We start from the raw sequence: 22,009 nt of genomic DNA, 5'->3' as shown, positions 1-22,009 counted from the left end.
TCAGGCTCCTTCGGAGGCGTCGATCCCCTGCGGGGCGGATTCGGACGGGCTGCCGGCGCCGTAGGGCAGCCGGGGGTCGGGTTCTTGCAGCGGCCAGGTGTCACGCAGCCAGGCCTGGTCGGGGTCGTCGCTGATCAGCCACACCCGCTCGGGGTCGGGGCCGGCCATGACGTTGAGGTAGTAGAGGTCGTATTCGGGGGCGGCCGTCGCCGGACCGTGGTACCCGTACGGCACCAGGGCGATGTCGCCGGTGCGCACGAGCGCCTTGGTGTCGATCTCGCCGGCGCCCGACGAGTAGGTGACGAAGCCGCCGAAGGCGTCGGTCCGCTCCGGGACCACCCCGGCCTCGACGAACCGCCGGGCCGGCGCGGCCTCGAAGTAGTAGATCTCCTCCAGTCGCGCCTCGTGGCCGGGCACGTGCTCGTCGTGCTTGTGGGCCGGGTGCGACGACCAGTTGCCGCCCGGGGTGATCACCTCGCACACGATGAGCGCGGCCGCGTCCAACGCCTGCGGGGTGCCGAAGTTGTGCACCTGCCGGGTGTCCCGGCCCGCGCCGCGCACCTCCACCGGCACCTCGTCCGCGGACAGGTACACGGTCGGTTTGACCACGCTCGTCGGCGCCTCCGCGACGGCCACCCGGCCCCGGCCCGGACCCCGCCCGCGCAGCACACCGGCGGTCCCGGAGCCGAGGAAGAGCACGTCGGTCGGTCCGGCGAACACCCCGGACCGGCCGTGCAGCCGCGTCACGACGCCCTCGTGCTCCACCTCGAACGACCCGGACAGCGGCACGACGATGCGCTCCACCTCGCCGGCCGGCAACGCCGCCTCGGCGCCGTCGTCGAGCACCGCGACACGCAGTCCGGTGTGACTCCAGCCGTCGATGGAACCGTCGACCACCGATTCCCAGCCGTCGCGCGCGAGCGCGCCGCGGGCGTGGAACCACTCGTTCGGGGTGGGCGTCATCGTCGTACTCCTCGTTCGGGTCGGTGCCGGGTCAGTCGTTCTGCGGGAAGCCCAGGTTGATCCCGCCGTGGCTCGGATCGAGCCAGCGGCTGGTGACGGCCTTGAGCTGGGTGAAGAACTTGACGCCCTCGGCGCCGTGGGCCTTGGTGTCGCCGAACATGGAGGCCTTCCAGCCGCCGAAGCTGAAGGTGGCGACCGGGACCGGGATGGGCACGTTGATGCCGACCATGCCGACCTTGATCTCGCGCTGGAAGCGGCGGGCGGCGCCGCCGTCGTTGGTGAAGACCGCGGTGCCGTTGCCGAACGCGCCGTCGTTGATCAGTGCGACGCCCTCCTCGTACGACTTCACGCGCACGATCGCCAGCACCGGGCCGAAGATCTCCTCGGTGTAGACCCGCGAGGTGACGGGCACGTCGTCGATCAGGGTGGGGCCGAGCCAGAAGCCCTCGGCGGCCCCGTCCGGCTGCACGTCGCGGCCGTCGACGACGACGGTGGCGCCGTCCTCGATCGCGACGTCGATGTAGGAGGCGACCTTGTCGCGGTGGACCTGCGTGACCAACGGGCCCATGTCGCAGCCGCGGCGGCCGTCGCCGATGCGCAGGGAGTTCATCCGCTCGACGATCTTCTCGATCAGCGGATCGGCGACCGGGTCGACGGCCACGACCACGGAGATCGCCATGCAGCGCTCGCCTGCCGAACCGAAACCGGCGTTGATGGCCGCATCGGCGGTCAGGTCGAGGTCGGCGTCGGGCAGCACCAGCATGTGGTTCTTGGCGCCGCCGAGGGCCTGCACGCGCTTGCCGTACTTGGCGCCCTGCTCGTAGACGTACTGCGCGATCGGGGTGGAGCCGACGAACGAGATCGCCGCGACGTCCGGGTGCTGCAGCAGACCGTCGACGGCCTCCTTGTCGCCGTTGAGCACGGTGAAGACGCCGTCGGGCAGGCCGGCCTCCTTCCACAGCTGCGCCATCCACATCGACGCCGACGGATCCTTCTCGCTCGGCTTGATCACCACGGCGTTGCCGGCGGCGACGGCGATCGGGAAGAACCACGCGGGCACCATGGCCGGGAAGTTGAACGGGCTGATCACGCCCACCACGCCGAGCGGCTGGCGCATCGAGTAGACGTCGACGCCGGTCGAGACCTGCTCGCTGTACTCGCCCTTGAGGTGGTCGGACATGCCGCAGGCGAACTCCACGACCTCCTGGCCGCGGCTGATCTCGCCGAGGGCGTCGGAGAGCACCTTGCCGTGCTCGGAGGTGATGATCTCGGCGAGCTCGGGCTTACGGGCCTCGAGCAGTTCGCGGAACTTGAACAGCACCGACTGGCGGCGGGCCAGCGACTGCTCGCCCCACGACTGCTGAGCGGTCTTGGCCGAGGCCACGGCGGCGTCGATCTCGGCCCGGTTCGCCAGGGCGACCTTCTTGGTGGCCACGCCGAGGGCGGGGTCGTAGACGTCGGCGGTACGACCGCTCGACGAGGGGTACGCGGCGCCGTCGATCCAGTGGGAGACGAGGGGCAGTTCGGTCATCGTGTGGATTCCCTTTCGGGTGAGGTGTTCGGGTGTGTTCTATCGGGTCTCGACTCCGCTCGGCCGGCGAGGCGGCCCGTCCGGCCGGAGGTCTGTCGTCGTGGTCTCGACTCCGCTCGACCAGCGAGGAAGGCTCTCCCCGCGCTGATCGAGCGGAGTCGAGATCCTCAGCCGTGCACGAGCGCCGCGGCGGAGTCCACGGCGGCCACGACGTCGCCGTCGTGCGGGTAGAGGAGGCTGCGGCCGACGGTCAGGCCCTGCACGCCCGGAAGCGCGAGGGTGCGCCGCCAGGTGGCCATGGCCTCGTCGGGGTCGCCCGCGGGTTCCCCGCCGAGCAGCAGCGTCGGCAGGGTGGTGGCGGCCATGACGCGTTCCATGTCGTCGACCACCGGCAGCTTCATCCAGGTGTAGGCGGAGCTGCCGCCGAGCCCGGAGGCGATGGCGATCGAGGCGATGACGGCGTCGGTGGACAGGTCGTTGGCGAGCTTCCCGTCCACCCGCCGGCTGAGGAACGGCTCCAGCATGATCGGCAGCCTGGCCGCCGCGGCGGCGTCGACCGCCTTGGCCGTCGCCTCCATGGTCGCGACGGTGCCCGGATCGTCCGGGTCGATCCGCACCAGCACCTTGGCGAAGTCGATGCCGTCCCGGACCATCGCGGGGACGTCGTAGGCGGTGTAGCGGTCGTCCATCTCGAACGACGCTCCGCGCAGCCCGCCGCGGTTCATCGACCCGACGACGATCTTGTCGTCGAGCAGGCCCAGGAGCGCGAGGTCGTCGACGACGTCGGGGGTGCCGAGGATGCCGTCGACCCCGGGCCGCGAGAGCGCGGTGGCCATGCGCTGCAGGAGGTCGTAGCGGTCGGCCATGGCCATCGGGTCGGAACCGATGCCCAGTGCGCCGCGAGCGGGATGGTCGGCGGCGACGATCATGAGTCGGCCGTCGCCGCGCACCACCGGTCGGCGGGTCCGGGCGGCGAGCGTGCGGCCGAGCGCCTCCGGGTCTTCGAGCCGGTTCCTGCGCAGCTGCGCGAACTGCGCCTCGGTGATCGGTCCGGGCGTGGTCAGCGGGGGAAGTGCGGTCATGCGTCGATCTCCTCGAGGACTGTCTCCACCTCTGCGGTGGTGGGCATGGCGGTGGAGCACTCGCGACGGGAGGCCACGATCGCCCCCGCGACGTTCGCGAAGCGCAGGATCCGCTGCAGGTCCCAGCCCTGCAGCAGACCGAAGCAGAAGGCGCCGCCGAAGCTGTCGCCGGCGCCGAGGCCGTTGATCACGTCGACGAAGTGGGGCGGCACCTCGACGCGCTCGTCGCGGGTCTTGGCCAGCACGCCCTTGGGTCCCTGCTTCACCACGGCCAGTTCCAGGCCGCGTTCGAGCAGGGCGTCGGCGGCGCGGTCGGGCTCGGTCTCGCCGACCGCCACCTCGCACTCCTCCTTGTTGCCGATCGCGATGGAGACGTGCTCGAGCGCCGCGCCGACCTGCGCGGAGGCCTCCTCCTGCGATCCCCAGAACATCGGCCGGTAGTCGAGGTCGAGGACGGTGTGCGGCCGGCGGGCGCGCGCCGCCCAGGCGGCGAAGTGCGTGGACCGGCTCGGCTCCCGGGAGAGCCCGGTGACCGTCGACCAGTAGATCCGGGCGCTCTCGATCGCGTCGAGGTCGAGCGCCTCGGCCTCCAGGGTCAGATCCGGCGCGATGGGCTCGCGGTAGAAGTACAGCGGGAAGTCGTCCGGCGGGAAGATCTCGCAGAAGGTGACCGGGGTGTTCAGGCCGGAGACCGTGCCGACGAAGCGGTCGTCGACGTCGAGCCGGGTCAGCTCCCGGTGGAGGTAGCGGCCGAAGGCGTCGTCGCCGGTCGCGGTGACGACGGCCGAGCGCAGCCCGTGCCGCGCAGCCGCCACCGCGACGTTCGCCGCGCTGCCGCCCAGGTACTTGCCGAAGGTCTCGACCTCCTCCAGGCCGACGCCGTCCTGCAGCGGGTAGATGTCAACGCCGATCCGGCCGATGGCGACCAGGTCGTAGGGTGCGGAAACCGTCATGTCAGGCGCAACCCTTCCTGCCGGTGCCGACGTGACGCCGGCAACATTTCGTCTCTTTGTCAGTACAATGTAGCTATGTGGACCGACTTTGTCCACTGGATTTGACCAGCGTGTTAACCGATCGAATCGAGTACTTCGAAAGAAGATTAGCGATACAGTGGCAAGATTGTCCGGACATTAAGGAAAGCAGTGTGGAGAGCCGTGATGCGCAGGCGACAGTCATCTCCGGGGACTTGACCTAACATGAGCAGGGTGAGTCCCACCGAGATCGACGTCGAGCTCGATCGCCTGAGCCCCGTACCGCTGTACTTCCAGCTGGCCCAGGCGATGGAACAGGCGATCGTGGCCGGCCGACTGCATCCCGGCGACCGCATCGAGAACGAGATCGATCTGGCCAAACGGCTCAACATGTCGCGGCCCACCGCCCGGCAGGCGATCCAGGCGCTCGTCGACAAGGGGCTCCTGGTCCGCAAGCGCGGCGTGGGCACCCAGGTGGTGAGCAACGAGGTGCATCGCGCCGTCGAACTCACCAGCCTGTACGAGGACCTGGTGGATGCGGGCCGGGCGCCGACCACCGAACTGCTCGACTACCGCCTCGGTCCGGCCGACGGCGAGGTCGCCGACGAGCTCGGCATCGAGCACGACGCGCCCGTCGTCGAGATGCGCCGACTGCGGCTGGCGAACGACGAACCCATCGCCATCCTGACCAACTTCCTGCCCGCCGACGTCGCCCCCGCCCCGGACGAGCTCGGCCAGAAGGGCCTCTACCAGTGCCTCCGGTCCCGCGGGGTCACCATTCAGCTGGCCCGCCAGCGCATCGGCGCCCGTCTCGCCGAGGGCGACGAGGCGCAGCTGCTCGGTGAGGACGACGGCGCCGCCGTCCTCACCATGCAGCGCGTGGCGTTCAACGAGATGGGCAAGGCGATCGAGCTCGGCCGTCACGTCTACCGCTCGTCCCGCTACTTCTTCGACGTCTCCGTCCACAGCCGCTGAGCCCCGCACGCCGGGGATCCCGTCGGCGACACCGATCCCGGACGATCTGGCAAGAGTTCGATCCAGGCGGGTCCTAACCCGCCGGATCTCGCGACCGGACCGGCACCATCGACTTCGACGTCGTCACCGCCCGGTCTCGACGGCGTCGCGCGATCCGGGGCCTCCCGGCCCCGGACGCCCAGTCTCGTGAAGGACCCGCAGACATGCCCACTCTCGTCATCGTCGCCCTCGTCGGCCTGCTCGGCCAGCTCGTCGACGGCAGTCTCGGAATGGCGTTCGGCGTCACCGCGACGACCTTCCTCGTCGCCCTGACGACGCTCACCCCCGCGACCGTCAGCGCCACCATCCACTTCGCGGAGATCGGCACCAGCATGGTGTCGGGCTTCTCCCACTGGCGGTTCGGGAACGTCGACTGGAAGGTCGTCGCCCGGATCGGCATCCCCGGCGCGATCGGCGCCTTCGCGGGTGCCACGCTGCTCGCCAACCTATCCACGGACTTCGCCGCACCGCTCATGGCGACGATCCTCCTCCTGCTGGGGCTGTACGTGCTGCTGCGCTTCACGTTCCGCGGCGTCGACACCAAGAACCTCGGCAAGCCGCTCAAGGCGCGGTTCCTCACCCCGCTGGGCGTGTTCGGCGGGTTCGTCGACGCCACCGGCGGCGGCGGATGGGGTCCGGTCGGGACGCCCGCGCTGCTCGCCTCGGGACGGATGGAGCCCCGCAAGGTGATCGGCACCATCGACACCAGCGAGTTCATCATCGCGGTCGCGGCGTCGGTCGGGTTCCTGGCCAACCTCGGCGGCGAGGGCGTGAACTTCGCCTACGCCGCGGCGATCCTGCTCGGCGGCACGATCGCGGCGCCGATCGCCGCGTGGCTCGTCCGGCACTTCCCGCCGCGGCTGCTCGGAGCCTCGGTCGGCGGTCTGATCGTCTTCACCAACACCCGGACGATCATCGGCGGCAAGGGGCTGGACCTCGATTCGGCGGCGAAGTGGACGATCTACGTGCTGGTCGTCGTCGGCTGGGCGGCCGCCTTCGCGTACTCGTTCCGCGAGTACCGCAGGGAGCAGGACCTCGCGCCGGCGGTCGTCCACGGCCGACCGGTCCCGGCCGGCGAGACGCCCGTCGACCTCGGCGAGGGCGACGCGGTCGTCAAGTCCTGACCCCCGGCCCTTCGACTCGACCCGCTCACTCCGTTCGCGGGTCGGCTCAGGGAGCGAAACAGGCCCAGAGGGCGAGGCAGGCTCAGGGAGCGAGGTCTGTTCGGGGAGCGGACGATCTCGAACCTCGGACGCTCCCTGAGCCTCCGCGAGGCACGAGTGGAGTGTCGAAGGGTCGCCGCGCGCTCAGCCGATCCGGCGCGGATCGATGCCGCGGCGCACCGGCGCGGTGCCGATCCGCACGTGTCCGGCCAGGACGGCGGCGCCGTCGGCCGAGGCCAGGATCGGCTCCAGCCGCAGTTCCCGGATCTCCGGGATCCGCTCGCACAGCGACGACACCCGTTCGGCGATGTCGGCCAGCGCCTCGGTGTCCGCGGGATCGGTGTGCGCGGCCCCCGCCAGCAGCGGTGCGGCCCGCGGTGCGGCGATGAGCTGTCGGGCGTCCTCCGGACCGAGCGGCAGCGCCCGGAACGCCCGGTCGCCGAGCAGTTCGGTGATCACCCCGGACAGCCCGAACGAGATCACCGAGCCGAACGACGGGTCGTCGTGCACGGCGATGACGCAGCCGACCCCCTTGCGCGCCATCCGCTGCACGTGCAGCTTCGGTGAACCGGAGTCGGCCGCCAGATCGAGGTAGGCGCGACGGATCTCGCCCGGGCCGTCGAGGTCCAGACGCACCCCGCGCATGTCGACGCGATTGCGCCAGCCCTCGCTGGTGGCCTTGAGCGCGACCGGATAGCCCAGTTCCTCCGCGGCGGCGACGGCCGCGTCGGCGGAGGCGACCTCCCGGAAGTCCACGACGTGGATGCCGAAGCAGTCCAGCAGGTCCGCGACGTCCCGGTCGCAGAGCCAGCCCGCATCGGTCGCCCGGCGCTGCAGCGCCGAGACGACGATGCCGTGGGCGCGTTCGACGGTCACCCCCTCGGGCCGGCGCGGCTCGGACACCGGCAGTCGCAGCCACCGCGCGTACCACCAGATGTGTTGCAGGGCGCGCACCGCGCGGTCCGGATCGGGGAACGACGGCACCGAGCCGAATGCGGGCATGCCGTCCGAACCGTTCACGGCCAGCAGTTCGGGGATGCCGTTCTCCCCCGCGAAGGTGGTGACGATCGGTTTGGCGCAGGTGTGCGCGACCGCCCGCAGCGGTGCCGCGTACGGCTCCATCGGCACCGGGACGGGCGGCACCACCAGCGCCACCACCGCGTCGACGTCGCGGTCCGCCATCACCTCGGCCAGCACCCCGGCGAACTCCTCCGGGGAGGCCGACGGCCCGAGGATCTCGGTACGTGTCGCCGCCAGCCCGCTGGTCCGCGCGGCGTCCACCGCGAGCCGGCCCAGCGGGGCGCTGGTGCTGATCACCGCGACCCGCGGCCCGGCGGGCAGCGGCTGATGGCACAGCACCGTCGCGCAGTCGAACATCTCCACGATCGAGTCGACCGCGATCACTCCGGCCTGACCGAAGATGTTCGCGGCGACGGTGTTGTCGATCGCCGGCGCCTCGCCGTGCGCGTCCGGCCGGTCGATCCGGCTGCCGTGCACCACGATGATCGGTTTGAACCGGGCCATCCGGCGAGCCAGGTTCATGAACTTGCGCGGGTTGCCGAGGGATTCGAGGTACAGCAGGACCAGGTCGGTGTCCGGGTCGGAGTCCCAGTACTGCAGCAGGTCGTTGGCGGACACGTCGGCGCGGTTGCCCGCCGAGACGAAGGTCGAGAGGCCGAGCCGCCGGGTGGCCGCCTCGCGCAGCACCACCGCGCCCAGCGGGTCGGACTGGCAGAAGAATCCGGCCCGCCCCCAGCCCGGCAGCTCCGGCGCGAGCGTGGCGTTCATGGAGACGTCCGGCTGGTTGTTGGCGATGCCGAGCGCGTTCGGCCCCACCAGGCGCATCCCGTGCGCCCGCGCCTCGCGGACCAGCCGACGTTGCGCCGCGTACCCGTCGGCGTCGGAGTCGGCGAATCCGGCCGAGAGCACCACCAGGCCCTTGACCCCCTTGCCGAGGCAGTCGTCGAGGACCTCGTCGATGTCGGCGGCCGGGACCGCGACGATCGCGAGGTCGACCCGGTCGGGGATGTCCCGCACGCTCGGGAACGCCCGGACGCCCTGCACCGCCCCTCGGCCGGCGTTGACCGGGAAGATCGGCCCCGTGTAGCCGCCGCGCAGCAGGTTCGCCAGCACCGCGTGGCCCACCTTGCCCTCCTTCGGCGAGGCGCCGATCACCGCGATCGACCGCGGCGAGAGGAGGTTCCGCACGCTGCGCGCCTCGGAGGCGCGCTCGCGGGCGTTGCGCACCTGCAGCAGCGCCTCGCTCGGGTCGATGGCGAACTCGAGTTCCAGGAACTCGCCGTCGTCGGTGCCGCTGACCTGGTAGCCGGCGTCCCGGAACACGCGCACCATGCTCGGGTTCTCGGCGAGCACGTTCGCCTCGAAACGCTCGATGCCGTTCTCCGCGGCGGCGCCGGCCAGGTGCTCCAGCAGCACCGAGCCGAGCCCGCGGCGCTGGTGTTCGTCGGCGACGACGAAGGCGACCTCCGCGGACGTCGAACCCGGCAGACCCTCGTAGACGCCCACGGCGATGATCTCGTCGCCGAGCAGTCCCACCAGGCTGACCCGGTACCGGTTGTCCACGTGGGTGGCCAGGTAGACCTCTTTGGCCGAGAGCTTCTCGTGCGGCTCGAAGTACCGCAGATACCGGGTCTCCGCGGAGAGCTTCGAGTGGAACTGGACCAGTTTGAAGGCGTCGTCGGGTTCGATCGGCCGCAGGTGGATCGCTCCGCCGTCGGCGGCCAGCACGTCCGCACGCCAGTCCTCCGGGCAGCTCGACCGCTCGCCCTCCTCCGGGGCGGTCACGACGGAGCGTCCGGGTCCAGGCCGAGCAGCGGGAACACCGCACGACGGGTGTCGGTGATCGCGGCGTCGACCCGCGTCGTCAGATCGCCGGGGCCGTCCGCGTCGGCCTCGGACCGGGGGCCGGGCCACGGTGCGAAGGCGAGGTCGCCGCCGTCGCCCATGGTGTCCGGCAGTTCGGCGTCGGCCACCAGCGTGCGCACGTGCTCACGCCATTCCCGGGGTATCGGCGCGGTCACCTCCACCGGGCGGTCGAGGACGATGCCGAGCAGGTGCGCCCAGGCCCGCGGCACCACGCGGAGCAGTTCGTACCCGCCGCCGCCGACGGCGAGCCAGCGCCCTCCGGTGTGCCGGTCGGCGAGTTCGCGCATGGCCCAGAACGCCGCACGCTGCCCGTCCACGGTCATCGAGAACTGCGCCAGCGGATCCTCGCGATGCGTGTCGACCCCGCACTGGCTGACGATGATCTCCGGGCCGAACGCGGCGATCGCCGCCGGGACCACGGCGTGGAAGGCGCGCAGCCAGCGGGCGTCGTCGGTGCCCGGCGGGAGCGGCAGGTTCACCGCGGTGCCGATGCCGCGGCCCACCCCGACGTCGTGGGCGTGGCCGGTCGACGGCCAGAGGGTGGCCGGATCCTGATGCAGCGACACCGTCAGCACCCGGGGGTCGTCGTGAAACGCCTGCTGGACGCCGTCGCCGTGGTGGACGTCGACGTCGATGTAAGCGATCCGGGAGTAGCCGTTGTCGAGCAGCCACGCGATCGCGACGGCGACGTCGTTGTACACGCAGAACCCGGCGGCCGATCCCGGCATCGCATGGTGCATGCCCCCGCCGATGCTCACCGCGCGGCTCGCCCGACCGCCCGCGATCTCCTGCGCCGCGCGGAGCGTTCCGCCGACGATCACCGCGGCGGCGTCGTGCATCCGCTCGAAGACCGGGTTGTCGTCGCCGCCCAGCCCGAACTCGTCCGGCTCGTCGGAGTCCGGCGACGGCACCGCGGTCCGGACCGCCTCCACGTAGGCCGGGGCGTGGACGCGGAGCAGGTCGCCGTCGGCGGCCGCGTCGGGCGCCACCGGTTCGACGTCGTCGAGCACGCCGAGCGACCGGGCCAGCGCCATCGCCAGGTCCAGCCGCGCCGGGTTCATCGGGTGATAGGGCGACCACGCGTAGTCGAGGTACCGGGGGCTCCAGACCACCGATCCGGCGCCCGCGGGTCGCGTGAGCATGTCGTTCATCCGTCCTTCTTCCCTGCGGGACGACGACGGCGACCCGCCCGGGGTGGGCGGGCCGCCGTCGTCGTGTTCGCTATCCGGTGACGCGCGGGATGCCGCCGGGCATCTCGCTCAGCGCGCTCGACTGCAGCTCCTCTTCGGGGGTCTTCACCGCCAGCACCGGGACCGGGCTGGAGAGCAGCAGCTTCTGGCTGAGACTGCCCAGCAGCACCTTCCCGACCGGGGTCCGGCGCTTGACGCCGATCACCAGTCGCTCGGCCTTGCGCGCGAGGATCTCGTCGATCACGATGTCGGCCGCGTCACTGGACCCGCCCTTGTCCAGGACGGTGATCTCCACCCCGGAGACGTCCGTGTCACCGGTGCTCAGCGCCTTGGCACCGAGGTTCACCGCGACCAGGTCGGTGCCCAGCAGGCGCGCCTCGGCGATCGCCTGGATGAACGCGTTGCGGCTCTCCCGGTTGTCGGAGACTGCGACTACGACGGTCATGGCTGATTCCTTCCGTTGATCTTCATGGTTTTCACGACGCCCCGATCAGTGCCGGTCGCGGTCGTAGAACAGGCCGGCGCCCGGGAGACGACGGGGCAGTTCTTCGTAGATCTTGCCGTCCAGGAGGTCTTCCTCCAGACCTTCCAGGGTACGTCCGCGGGTCTCTGGAACCTCGTGCCACATGAAGCCGAGCATGATGACGCCGACCGCCGCGAACAGGAAGAACGTACCCAGCCCGAGCGCCGTGACCAGCGTGGGGATGTACAGCGCGAGCAGGCCGTTGACGAACCAGCCGAAGAACACCGCGGTGCCGATGGCCAGACCGCGGACGTTCAGCGGGAAGATCTCGGCCAGCCAGACCCAGACGGCGATGTTCAGGAACGACTGCATGGACAGCACGAACAGGAACACCAGCACGGCGATCACGTAGGGCCGGTACGAGGCGTCCTCCGGGATCGTCAGGCCGGCGATGCCGACCAGCAGGTGGCAGAGCGTGGTGAGCGAGAGGCCGATGACGAACGTCGTACGACGATCCAGCCGGTCCATGTTCCGCAGCGCGATCACGCCGCCGATCACCGCCGCCAGACCGAAGGCCGTCGCGGCGACGAGGGCCGCACCGTGGTCGAATCCCGACTCCTCGAGCACGCGCGGACCGTAATACATGATCGCGTTGATGCCGGTCAGCTGCTGTGCGACGGCCACTCCCGTGCCGACCAGGACGATCCGGCGCAGCCACTTGTTGGTGAGGATCTGCTTGAGTCCGGGCCTGCCCTGCTCCAGCTCCTCCTCGTCCTTCGTGAGCTCGATGACCTGGTCGAGTTCGGCCTTGGACCGATCCTTGGAGCGGATGGTGTCCAGCACCGCGCGCGCCTCGTCGAGCCTGCCGTGCTCCACCAGCCAGCGCGGCGACTCCGGCATGCGCAGCATGCCGAAGAACAGGAACACCGCCGGGACCGCGCAGACCGCGAACATGACGCGCCAGATACCGTCGACGTGGCCGAGCGCCTCGTTCAGGATCGCGTTGATGCAGAAGGCCAGGAACTGGCCGGAGACGATCGCCATCTCGTTGCGGCCGGTGATCGAACCGCGGATCTCGAACGGCGCGAGTTCGGCCAGGTAGACCGGCACCACCGTGGAGGCGGCGCCGACCGCGAGGCCGAGGATGATGCGGCCGACGACGATGACGGCGAAGCCGGGTGCGAAGACCACGAACAGGGTGCCGATGAAGAACATCACGGCCATGACGATGATGGCCTTGCGGCGGCCGATGGTGTCCGAGATCTTGCCGCCGAGGAAGGCGCCGACCGCGGCCGCGAAGACCAGCGAACTGATGACGATGCCGGTCTGCAGGTCCGAGAACCCCAGTTCCTCGGACATCGGCCCCTCGGCGCCGGAGGAGACGCCGGTGTCGTAGCCGAAGAGGAGGCCGCCGAGACAGGCGACCACCGAGATCAGGCCGATCCGCTTGCTGTGCGGGCCCTTGGTCAGCGGGGGCAGCTGTACTTCGGCCGTCGATGCCCCGTGACCGCCCGCGGGCGCGCCGCTCATCGGAGAGCCGCCCTGCAGTCGTGTTGCTCCATGTCCAGTCCTTTCGTATGAGAGCCGCTCCCGGTCGGACCTGTGGCCCGCCTCGCCGGGATCGGCGTATTCGCGACGCTCATGCACACGACCCGTCCGCCCGACGGTCTGTGTGGCACGTCACAGCGGAAGCATAGCGTCATGTAAGGACATACGGATGTTTTTACTTGATTTGTCCTGAATTCGGTGTCGTCGTCGCCCTCGACCGGATCCGACGACGCCGATCGCGGCATCGCCGAAGCCGCCGCGGGCGGTGCCCGGCATCAGACATACCAGGCACGACGACCCCGCGGCGGCGGTTCGGTTCGGGTCCGCCGTCCGGCGAAGGCGGCTATCCGGCGAAGGCGGCGACGAAGGCGTCCAGGGCGGCATCGGAGTCGCCGGAGGCCCACGCCTCCATGCCCACCACGCCGTCGTAGCCGAGGGCGCGCAGCGCATCCGCCACCGCGCGGTAGTTGATCTCGCCGGTGCCGGGCTCCCTGCGGCCCGGTACGTCGGCCACCTGGATCTCCCCGATGTACGGCAGCGCCTCGGTGACCAGCGAGATCAGGTTCCCCTCGCCGATCTGGGCATGGTAGAGATCCAGATTGAGCCGCAGGTTCGGGTGATCCACCGCGCGCACCAGGGCCAGGGTGTCCGCGGCGCGGGCGAACGGCGTGCCCGGATGGTCGACGGCCAGATTGAGGTTCTCCAGCACGAACGTGCGGCCGGCGGCGGCGCCGAGCTCGGCCACCCGGTGCAGGGTGTCGGCGGCCGTCAGCCACATCTGCGGCGTCACCACCTCGACCGGCCGGACCGGCAGCCCGCCCTCGCCGAGTCCGGTGCCGTGCAGGTTGAGCCGCGGGCAGCCGAGCCGCTCGGCGATCGGCAGCGAGGCCGCGGCGCTCTCCAGCAGCGCGGCGATGCCGTCCGGCGTCGTCAGGTCGCCGGTGAGGTACCCCGTCATCGACGAGAACTCGGCCCCGGAGGCGGCGAGCGCATCGACGTCCTTGGTGCTCCAGTCCCAGATCTCCACCAGCAGACCGCGGTCGGCGATACGCCGGACCCGGTCGAGGAAGTCGAGGTCGCAGAAGAGCATCTCCGCGCAGGCGGCCAGTCGGATGTCGCTCATCGGATCGCCTGCGGCTTCCAGTCGGGCGCGTCGCGCAGCACGGCGCCGCGCAGGACGGCGACGGATCGTCGTACGCCTTCCTCGGAGCCGACCAGCATGTCCTCGTGCTCGATGTTGAGCGGGCCGTCGTAACCGGCGCCGCACAGGGCGTAGCAGAACTCGGACCAGAAGCCGGCCCCGCCCGGATGGCCGAGCCCGATGGTCACGAAGTTCCACGACCGTTCGTCGGCCCGGTCCGGCGGAAGGGTGTCGAGGACCCCGTTCGGCCCGGCGTTGCGACGCACGATGCGCGCATCCTTGGCGTGCACGTGATGGATCGCCGAGCCGAGGGCCTCCACCGTCGCGAGGAGGTCGGCGCCCATCCACATCAGGTGCGACGGGTCGAGGTTGGCGCCCACGACGTCGGCGCCGACGGCCTCGCGCAGGCGCAGCAGGGTGGCCGGGTTGTAGACCAGCTGGTGTCCGTGCATCTCCACGGCCAGCCGCACCCCGCGCGCCCGGGCGAACTCGGCGAGCTCGGTCCAGTACGGCAGCGCCACCTCGTTCCACTGGTAGTCGAGGATCTCCTGCGTCTCCGGCGGCCAGGAGGTGACGATCCAGTTGGGCGCGGAGTCGCCGCGGGCGCCCGGCAGACCGGACATCAGCACGACGGTGGGCACGCCCATCTCGCCCGCGACCTCGATGCTGTCGCGGACCACGCGGTCGTGCGCGGGCCCGGTCACCGGGTGCAGCTGATTGCCGTTCGCGTTGAGCGCACTCAGCGTGAGTCCGCGGTCGGCGATCCGGTCCGCCAGCTCCCTCCGCGCCGCCGGATCGCGGGTCAGCGCGGCGAGGTCGCAGTGCGGCCCCGTCGACCAGTTCCCGGTGGCGATCTCGACGGTGTCCAGCCCCTCGGCGGCGGCGAAGTCCAAGACCTCGTCGAGGGATCGGGACCCCAGCGAGTCCGTGACGAGTCCGAGTTGCACAGCGCTCTCCTGTCGACGTCGTGCGCCGCACCCCTGCGGTACGGCAATTAGTCCGGACATTACATCAAATATGTCCTCTCCCGAGGGCGCTTCGCGCCACCGACGATGCCGTCATCGCGCGGGCAGGTTGTACGGCGTCACGACGGCCACCGACGCCGGGCGCGGACGGAACTCCGGCAGCGCGCCGTGGAACCCCATCAGGGCGCGCGCCGCGTCGCGCAGGTCCGCCCGCAGATCGTGATGCAGCACGACGCTGATCCGGCCCGCCTCGAGCAGTTCGACGTCGTCCGGGGTCAGGTCGTGCGCGACGAAGGCCGCGCATTCGCGACCGGCCGCGTCGAAGGCGGCGAGCAGGCCGCGGTTGCCGCCGCCGATCGAGTAGACGGCGGCGAGGTCGTCGTGCGCGGCCAGCGCCGCGGCCGTGCGCCGCCGCGCGGTCTCGTCGAGCCCGTCCGAGACGATCTCGACGATCGGCCGGTCCGGGTCGATCCGGGCGAGGGTCGCGGCGAAACCCGCCTCGCGCTCGGATTCGCCGCGGAAGTCGCTCCCGCTGGTCATCGCGAGCACGCTGCCGGACCTGCCGTGCATGAGTCGCGCGAGCAGATAGGCGGCGGTGGCGCCGGCGGCGCGGTTGTCCAGGCCGACGTAGGCCAGGCGCAGACTCGCCGGGACGTCGGTGACGAAGGTGACCACCGGGATGCGGGCCCGCGCCAGACGACCGATCGCCTCGGCCACCTCGGGCACGTCCGGCGCCTTGAGCAGCACGCCGTGGCTGCCCCGGCGGGCGATCCCGTCGAGTTCGGCGATCAGATCGGGCAGAGCCCAGCGTTCGGCCACGCGATACCGCGCCCGGAACACCGCGGGCCGCAGCGCGGGCAGTTCGGCTTCGAGCGACCGGCGAGTCAGCGCGGAGAACCGCTGCGGGGTCTCCATCACGACGTCGAGCATGAACCGCCGACCCGACAGCCGCAGCTGCGTGCGCTGCGCGTCGAGTTCGGCGATCGCCTGCTCCACCTGCAGGACGGTTCCGGGCCGGACCCCGGGCCGTCCGTGCAGCACGCGGTCGACGGTCGCCTCGCTGACGCCGGCCTGCAGGGCGATCTCCCGGACCGGAAAACGATGGGGCATGCGGATCATCATGCGCCCGCGCTGAGGGATTCTTGAGGGATTCTCCGTCTTCCGCACCCTCCCCGGACAGACCACCATCGAGGGCATGACCATCGCTCCGCCCTCCGCCCAGTCCACCGCCTCGTCCACCACGCTCGCCCCGTCCACCGTTCCGTCCGCCCGCCGGATCGGTCCCGCCGACTGCCGCCTGGACGACTTCGTCGCCGCCCTCGCCGCCGAGACCGACCCGGCCGAATACCCGCACGCCGCCCGCACCGAGCGGGGCGTCCTCTTCTACGACGCCGCCGACGTCCGCGCCGTCGCCGCCGACCCGCAGCGTCGACTCGCCCTCCAGGACGAGCTGGCCCAGGCCCTGTTCACCGGGCCGGGCATCGTCGTCTTCGCCGGCGCCTTCGGCGAGGAGTCCGCGCTGGCCGAGACCACCGCGGCCTTCACCGCGATGGTCGCCGAGCAGCGGGCCGCCGGAGCCACGAGCGGCGACCACTTCGCCGCCAACGGCGTCAACGACCGGATCTGGAACGCCCTCGGCAAGCTGGCCGAGCGCGATCCCGCGCTCTTCGCCCGCTACTACGCCAACGACGTCCTGGCCCTGATCAGCGAATCGTGGCTCGGCCCGATGTACCAGGTGACCTCGGCGATCAACGTGGTGAACCCCGGCGGCGTCGCCCAGCAGCCGCACCGCGACTACCACCTGGGCTTCATGGAGCCGGCGACCGCGGCGCGCTTCCCGCTGAACGTGCACCGCGTCTCCCCGGCGCTCACCCTGCAGGGCGCCGTCGCCCACGTCGACATGCCGCTGGAGTCCGGCCCCACCATGTACCTGCCCTACTCGCAGCGCTACGAGCTGGGCTACCTCGCCTTCAACCTGCCCGAGTTCCGCGAGTACTTCGAGGAGAACTACGTCCAGCTGCCGCTGCGCGCCGGGGACGCGGTGTTCTTCAATCCGGCGCTCTTCCACGCGGCGGGCAGCAACGTGTCGAGCGACATCGCCCGCATGGCCAACCTGTTGCAGGTGAGTTCGGCGTTCGGCCGCGCGATGGAGTCGGTGGACCGCTCCGCGCTGGTCCGGGCGGTGTACCCCGCCCTCGTCGAGCTGTGGGCGACCGGCGCCGGGAGCGAAGCGAGCGGGCCGAACGGCGACAGTCGCCGGGCCGCCGAGAACGTGATCGCGGCGAGCGCCGAGGGCTACGCCTTCCCGTCGAACCTGGATCTGGACCAGCCGCTGGACGGCATGCACGGCGAGACCCAGGCTGAGCTCACCCGCCGCGCCCTGGACGCCGGCTGGGACGCCGACGCCTTCGCCGCCGAACTCGCCGCCCTCGACGCCCGCCACCGCCCCTGAACCTCCCCACCCCGATCGAGCCGCCCGTCCGAGGGTCGAGCCTCGTTCCTCGTCGATCGAGACATCCTCTCGATGATCGAGACGTCCTTTCGATGATCGAGACGTCCTTTCGATGATCGAGACGTCCTTTCGATGATCGAGCGGAGTCGAGATCACCCGTCCCCCGCCGATCGACCCCCTCCCCTCCCACCCCGATCGAGCTCGTTCCCCACTGATCGAGCCCGTTCCCGGTGATCGAGCCCGTTCCCCGCCGATGGAGCCCGTTCCCCGCCGATGGAGCCCGTTCCTCACCGATCGAGCCCGTTCCTCGGTGATCGAGCGGAGTCGAGATCACATCGACTAGAAAGTAAATATGACCGAACAAATACTGGACGGGAAGTCGATTCTCGTCAGCGGCGGCACCCAGGGTGTGGGCGCCGCCGTCGTCCGAGCCGCCGCGGCGGCGGGAGCCTCGGTGACCTTCAGCGGCCGCCGCCCGGAGATCGGCGAAGCCCTGCGCGACGAGTTGCTCGCCGGCGGCGCCCGGGTCGCGTTCGTGCGGGCCGACGTCGCCGATCCGCACTCGGCCGCCGCGTCGGTGGACGCCGCCGTGGCCGAGTTCGGCCGGCTCGACGGACTGTGCAACGCCGCGGGGCTCACCACGCGCGGCACCCTCCTCGACACCACCCCGGAACTGTTCGACGAGCACATCGCGATCAATCTCCGCGGCCCGTTCTTCACCATGCAGGCCGCCGTGAAACGGATGCTCGCCCAGAACGAGGCCGCCGACGAAGCACACGGGATCCCGGGCGGCAGCATCGTCAACATCATCTCGATGGCCGCCCACGCCGGACAGCCGTACCTCGCGCCGTACTCCGCCGCCAAGGCGGGCCTGGCCGGTCTCACCCGGAACGCGGCCTACGCCCACCGCTTCGACCGGATCCGGATCAACGGGGTCAACATCGGCTGGACGCAGACCGAGGGGGAGGCGGCGATCCAGAAGCGTTTCCACGACGCCGACGACGACTGGGCCGCCCAGGCCGCCGCGCGGCTGCCGATGGGTCGGCTGAATCAGCCGGAGGACACCGCCCGCTTCGTCGTCTTCCTGCTGTCGGACCGCTGCGGGGTGGTCACCGGTTCGGTGCTCGACTGGGATCAGTACGTGGTCGGCGCTCATGACTGACCCGACCGCGGCCGACGCGACGCCGATCGAGCCGCTGCGCATCGGGATCCTCGGCGCGGCCCGGATCGGTCCGGACGCGATCATCGGTCCGGCGGCCGCGCTGGGGCATCGGATCGTCGCGGTCGCGGCCCGGGATCGTGCGAAGGCCGAGGCCTATGCGGCAAGGCACAGCATCGAGCGGGTCGTCGACTCCTACGAGGATCTGCTCGCCGACCCCGAGGTGGAGCTGGTCTACAACCCGCTCGCGAACGCGCTGCACGGACCGTGGAACAGGCGGGTCGCCGCGGCGGGCAAGGCGTTGCTGAGCGAGAAGCCGTTCGCGTCGAACGCCGTCGAGGCCGCCGAGGTGGCCGCGGACGTCCGGGCCGCGGGCATCCCGTTCCTCGAGGGCTTCCACTACCCGTTCCATCCCGGGTATCGGCGGGCCGTGGAGATCCTCGGCGACGGCCGGATCGGACCGGTCCGGCGCGTCGAGGTCGAGATGTCCATGCCGACCCCGCCCGCGGGCGACCCGCGCTGGGACTACCGTCTCGCCGGCGGTGCGGTGATGGACCTCGGCTGCTACGCGATCCACGTGTTCCGGATGTTCGGCGAGCTGATCGGCGAGGCCCCCGAGGTCGGGTCCGCCCGCTGCGCGATGCACTCGGACGACGTCGACGCGGCGTGCACGTTCGACGTCGGCTACCCCGGCGGCGCCGCGGGCCGCGGCCGGGTGTCGATGCTCGGCGACCGCTTCGACTTCCGTCTCACCTACGTCGGCGACCGCGGGTCGGTGACGCTGCACGACTTCCTCGGTCCGCACCGCGACGACCGCCTGACCGTCGTCGTCGACGGCGCCGAGACCGTCGAGCGGGTGCCGAGCCGATCGACGTACACCTGTCAGCTCGAGGCGTTCGCCCGGGCGATCCGCACCGGCGAACCGACGATCCTCGGGCTCGACGACGCCGTCGCGAACATGGCGATGATCGACGACGTCTACCGCGCCGCGGGCCTCCCGCCCCGCTGACCCCGAACCGACCCGTGACCCGTGAAGGAGACCCCGTGTCAGATTCTCCGTTCGACCTGATCGCCACCTGCTGGACCAGTGCGGGCGACGTCGTCCCGCTCGCCGAGAGCGAGGTGAGCCCGGTCGACGTCCTGGAGCGGATCGCCGCGATCGGCGCCACCGGCTGGTCGGGTCTGGGCCTGGCCCAGGACGATCTGCGGCACATCGCCGACGGCATCGGGTTCCCGGCCGTGCGCGCGGCGATCGACGCGGCCGGGCTGCGCTCCGTCGACGTCGAGCTGCTCGGCGACTGGTGGGAGACCGGCCGGGCGCGGGCGGCGTCGGACCGGGTCCGGTCGCTGCTGTTCGCCGCGGCCGACGGGCTGCGGGCGGGCACCATGAAGATCGGGACCGCGTTCGGCGCGCCGCTGGACTCGATCGACCCGCTCGTCGCGCCCCTGCGCGATCTGGCCGACGAGGCCGCCGAGCACCGCCTGCGCCTGACCCTGGAACCGATGCCCTTCTCGATGATCTCGTCGATCCCGCTGGGCGCCGACCTGGTGCGCGCGGTCGACCGGCCGAACTGCGGGGTGATCGTCGACGCCTGGCACGTCTTCCGTGCGGACACGTCGCTGCCCGATCTGCGGGCCTGCCTGTCGTCGGACATCCTGTTCGGCGTCGAGCTGAACGACGCCGACGCCGATCCGGTCGGCACGCTCTTCGAGGACACCCGCGACCGCCGCCGGCTCTGCGGTCGGGGAGCCTTCGACCTGATCGGCCTGATCCGGACGCTCGCCGACGTCGGCTGGACCGGCCCGTGGGGCGTGGAGATCCTGTCCGACGAGCACCGCGCCGAGGACGTGACCGTCGCCCTGACCGATGCCCGCGACACGGCTCTGGAGGTGCTCGCCGCGGCGCTGTCGTGACTCCGGGCCCGGCGCCGTCGATCGAGGCGCCGGAGACGGCGACCGATGCGTTAGGGTGGCTGACGATGACACGGGGTGCCGCGCTCGGCGGCTGAGATCACACCCGTCGAACCTGCTCCAGTCAGCACTGGCGAAGGGAATGTCCGAATGCCTCGCGCACGCTCAACTCAGGCACGCCGAATCCGGTTCAACGCCTTCGCCGTCAACGGCGTCGGGCACCAGATCCCCGGACTCTGGCGGCATCCGGACGACCGGTCCCGCGACTACACGAGCCTGGCGCACTGGACCCGGCTGGCACGACTGCTGGAGGACGGGCTGTTCGACGGGATCTTCCTCGCCGACGCCCTCGGCCCCTACGACGTGTACGGCGGCAGCGCGGACGCCGCGCTGCGGACCGCGGCGAAGATCCCGATGAACGATCCGATGATGCTGGTGAGCGCGATGGCGGCGGTCACCGAGAACCTCGGGTTCGGCGTCACCGCGAGCACCGCGGCGGAGCATCCGTACACCTTCGCGCGACGCATGTCGACGCTCGACCACCTCACCGGCGGCCGCATCGGATGGAACGTGGTGACGGGCTATCTGAAGAGCGCCGCGCAGAATCTCGGCGCGCGGGACCAGCTCTCCCACGACGAGCGCTACGACCACGCCGACGAGTACCTCGAGGTGCTCTACAAGCTGTGGGAGGGTTCCTGGGAGGAGGACGCCGTGGTGCTCGACGCCTCCCGCGACACCTTCGCCGACCCCGCCAAGGTGCATCCGATCGGCCACGAAGGCGAGTACTTCACGGTGCCCGGCGTACACCTGTGCGAGCCGTCGCCCCAGCGCACACCCGTGATCTACCAGGCCGGGGCCTCCGAGCGCGGAATCCGTTTCGCGGCCGCGCACGCCGAGGCGATCTTCGTCGCCGCCCCCACGCTCACCCAGACCCGCGAGCAGGTGGCCCGGATCCGCGCGGGCCTCGAGGCGGCCGGGCGCGGTCGGGATGCGGCCCGCATCTACTCCCTGCTCACCGTCGTGGTCGATGCGACCGACGAGTCGGCCGCGGCGAAGCACCGCGACGTCTTCTCCTACGCCTCCGAGACGGGCAATCTCGTGCTCAACTCGGGTTGGTCGGGGATCGATCTCTCCCGGCGGGACCTCGATGCGCCGCTGGATCCGGTGGAGACGAACGCGATCCAGACCACGGTGTCGAGCCTGTCGGGAGCCGCGGACGCCGACGGGCGCTGGACGCTGCGCGACAGCGCCCGGATCAATGCGACGGGCGGGCCGGTGGTCGTCGGCTCGGGGGAGACCGTCGCGGATGCGCTGGAACGGTTCGTCGCCGAGACCGACGTCGACGGGTTCAACCTCGCCTACGCGCTGAATCCCGGCACCTGGGAGGACGTCGTCGAACACCTCGTGCCGGTGCTGCAGCGCCGCGGCCGCTATCCGACCGAGGCCGAGCCCGGCACCCTGCGCGCACGGATGTTCGGCGCCGGCGACCGGCTACCGGCCGCGCATCCGGGCGCCGCGTACCGCCGCTGAGGAGGCGCCGGAGCACGCGGCAGCGGTCGCCTGGTTCATC

18 protein-coding genes and 1 riboswitch are annotated in these 22,009 nt (G+C 71.2%); of the genes, 7 read left to right on the top strand and 11 right to left on the bottom strand.

Features of this window, described 5'->3' with window-relative positions; genetic code table 11:
* The 4 genes from iolB to iolC all read right to left on the bottom strand — a co-directional run bounded on the left by iolB (position 1) and on the right by iolC (position 4,529).
* Positions 1 to 963: a 5-deoxy-glucuronate isomerase gene (gene iolB, locus QM809_RS05490; RefSeq protein WP_415044808.1), complete on the bottom strand. Its 963-nt coding sequence runs from the start codon at positions 961 to 963 to the stop codon at positions 1 to 3.
* A 31-nt stretch (positions 964 to 994) separates the two neighbouring features.
* Positions 995 to 2,494, bottom strand: coding sequence for a CoA-acylating methylmalonate-semialdehyde dehydrogenase (locus tag QM809_RS05485; protein WP_415044807.1), 1,500 nt, complete (start codon positions 2,492 to 2,494; stop codon positions 995 to 997).
* A gap of 167 nt (positions 2,495 to 2,661) precedes the next feature.
* Positions 2,662 to 3,576: a deoxyribose-phosphate aldolase gene (locus QM809_RS05480; protein WP_415044806.1), complete on the bottom strand. Its 915-nt coding sequence runs from the start codon at positions 3,574 to 3,576 to the stop codon at positions 2,662 to 2,664.
* Positions 3,573 to 4,529 carry a 5-dehydro-2-deoxygluconokinase gene (iolC, locus tag QM809_RS05475; protein ID WP_415044805.1) on the bottom strand — a complete coding sequence of 319 codons (957 nt, stop codon included), beginning with the start codon at positions 4,527 to 4,529 and terminating at the stop codon, positions 3,573 to 3,575. Before iolC ends, QM809_RS05480 begins: the two co-directional genes overlap by 4 nt.
* Positions 4,530 to 4,772: 243 nt before the next feature.
* On the opposite strand from iolC, the gene QM809_RS05470 reads away from it, so the two are divergent.
* On the top strand, positions 4,773 to 5,522 hold the full coding sequence (locus QM809_RS05470) for a GntR family transcriptional regulator (protein ID WP_415044804.1): 750 nt from the start codon (positions 4,773 to 4,775) through the stop codon (positions 5,520 to 5,522).
* Between the two features lie 203 nt (positions 5,523 to 5,725).
* Complete coding sequence (locus QM809_RS05465) at positions 5,726 to 6,685, top strand: sulfite exporter TauE/SafE family protein (RefSeq protein WP_415044803.1); 960 nt, start codon at positions 5,726 to 5,728, stop codon at positions 6,683 to 6,685.
* A 183-nt stretch (positions 6,686 to 6,868) separates the two neighbouring features.
* On the opposite strand, the gene QM809_RS05460 is transcribed toward QM809_RS05465, so the two are convergent.
* The 7 genes from QM809_RS05460 to QM809_RS05430 form a co-directional block, all read right to left on the bottom strand.
* Positions 6,869 to 9,529 (bottom strand): GNAT family N-acetyltransferase, encoded by a 2,661-nt coding sequence (locus QM809_RS05460; protein ID WP_415044802.1) that lies wholly within the window; start codon positions 9,527 to 9,529, stop codon positions 6,869 to 6,871.
* Entirely contained in the window at positions 9,526 to 10,761 is a 1,236-nt protein-coding gene (locus tag QM809_RS05455; protein ID WP_415044801.1) for an acetoin utilization protein AcuC, read from the bottom strand. Before QM809_RS05455 ends, QM809_RS05460 begins: the two co-directional genes overlap by 4 nt.
* A 70-nt stretch (positions 10,762 to 10,831) precedes the next feature.
* A complete protein-coding gene (locus tag QM809_RS05450) occupies positions 10,832 to 11,245 on the bottom strand; it encodes a universal stress protein (RefSeq protein WP_415044800.1) in 414 nt (137 codons plus the stop codon).
* Positions 11,246 to 11,290: 45 nt separating this feature from the next.
* Entirely contained in the window at positions 11,291 to 12,793 is a 1,503-nt protein-coding gene (locus tag QM809_RS05445; RefSeq protein ID WP_415044799.1) for a sugar porter family MFS transporter, read from the bottom strand.
* A 361-nt stretch (positions 12,794 to 13,154) separates the two neighbouring features.
* Positions 13,155 to 13,934, bottom strand: a complete 780-nt coding sequence (locus tag QM809_RS05440) for a TIM barrel protein (RefSeq protein ID WP_415044798.1) — start codon at positions 13,932 to 13,934, stop codon at positions 13,155 to 13,157.
* A complete protein-coding gene (locus QM809_RS05435; RefSeq protein ID WP_415044797.1) occupies positions 13,931 to 14,899 on the bottom strand; it encodes a sugar phosphate isomerase/epimerase family protein in 969 nt (322 codons plus the stop codon). The genes QM809_RS05440 and QM809_RS05435 overlap by 4 nt, the downstream gene beginning before the upstream one ends.
* A 111-nt stretch (positions 14,900 to 15,010) precedes the next feature.
* Positions 15,011 to 16,027 carry a LacI family DNA-binding transcriptional regulator gene (locus QM809_RS05430; RefSeq protein ID WP_415044796.1) on the bottom strand — a complete coding sequence of 339 codons (1,017 nt, stop codon included), beginning with the start codon at positions 16,025 to 16,027 and terminating at the stop codon, positions 15,011 to 15,013.
* An 85-nt stretch (positions 16,028 to 16,112) separates the two neighbouring features.
* Between QM809_RS05430 and QM809_RS05425 the strand changes: the two genes are divergently transcribed.
* The 5 genes from QM809_RS05425 to QM809_RS05405 all read left to right on the top strand — a co-directional run bounded on the left by QM809_RS05425 (position 16,113) and on the right by QM809_RS05405 (position 21,969).
* Positions 16,113 to 17,369 carry a phytanoyl-CoA dioxygenase family protein gene (locus QM809_RS05425; RefSeq protein ID WP_415044795.1) on the top strand — a complete coding sequence of 419 codons (1,257 nt, stop codon included), beginning with the start codon at positions 16,113 to 16,115 and terminating at the stop codon, positions 17,367 to 17,369.
* Between the two features lie 352 nt (positions 17,370 to 17,721).
* Positions 17,722 to 18,531, top strand: a complete 810-nt coding sequence (locus QM809_RS05420; RefSeq protein WP_415044794.1) for an SDR family oxidoreductase — start codon at positions 17,722 to 17,724, stop codon at positions 18,529 to 18,531.
* Positions 18,524 to 19,537, top strand: a complete 1,014-nt coding sequence (locus QM809_RS05415) for a Gfo/Idh/MocA family protein (RefSeq protein ID WP_415044793.1) — start codon at positions 18,524 to 18,526, stop codon at positions 19,535 to 19,537. The genes QM809_RS05420 and QM809_RS05415 overlap by 8 nt, the downstream gene beginning before the upstream one ends.
* A gap of 35 nt (positions 19,538 to 19,572) precedes the next feature.
* The gene (locus QM809_RS05410; RefSeq protein WP_415044792.1) at positions 19,573 to 20,442 is read left to right on the top strand and encodes a sugar phosphate isomerase/epimerase family protein; all 870 of its coding nucleotides are present in this window, start codon (positions 19,573 to 19,575) and stop codon (positions 20,440 to 20,442) included.
* 61 nt (positions 20,443 to 20,503) lie between these two features.
* Positions 20,504 to 20,599, top strand: a riboswitch (TPP riboswitch).
* Positions 20,590 to 21,969, top strand: coding sequence for an LLM class flavin-dependent oxidoreductase (locus tag QM809_RS05405; protein ID WP_415044791.1), 1,380 nt, complete (start codon positions 20,590 to 20,592; stop codon positions 21,967 to 21,969). Its footprint overlaps the riboswitch before it by 10 nt.
* Positions 21,970 to 22,009 lie beyond the last annotated feature (40 nt).

The organism is Gordonia sp. (in: high G+C Gram-positive bacteria), from assembly GCF_047600385.1.
GTDB lineage: Bacteria > Actinomycetota > Actinomycetes > Mycobacteriales > Mycobacteriaceae > Gordonia.
The sequence above is the reverse complement of the archived record's forward strand: the minus strand, read 5'-3'. Positions and strand labels throughout refer to the sequence as shown.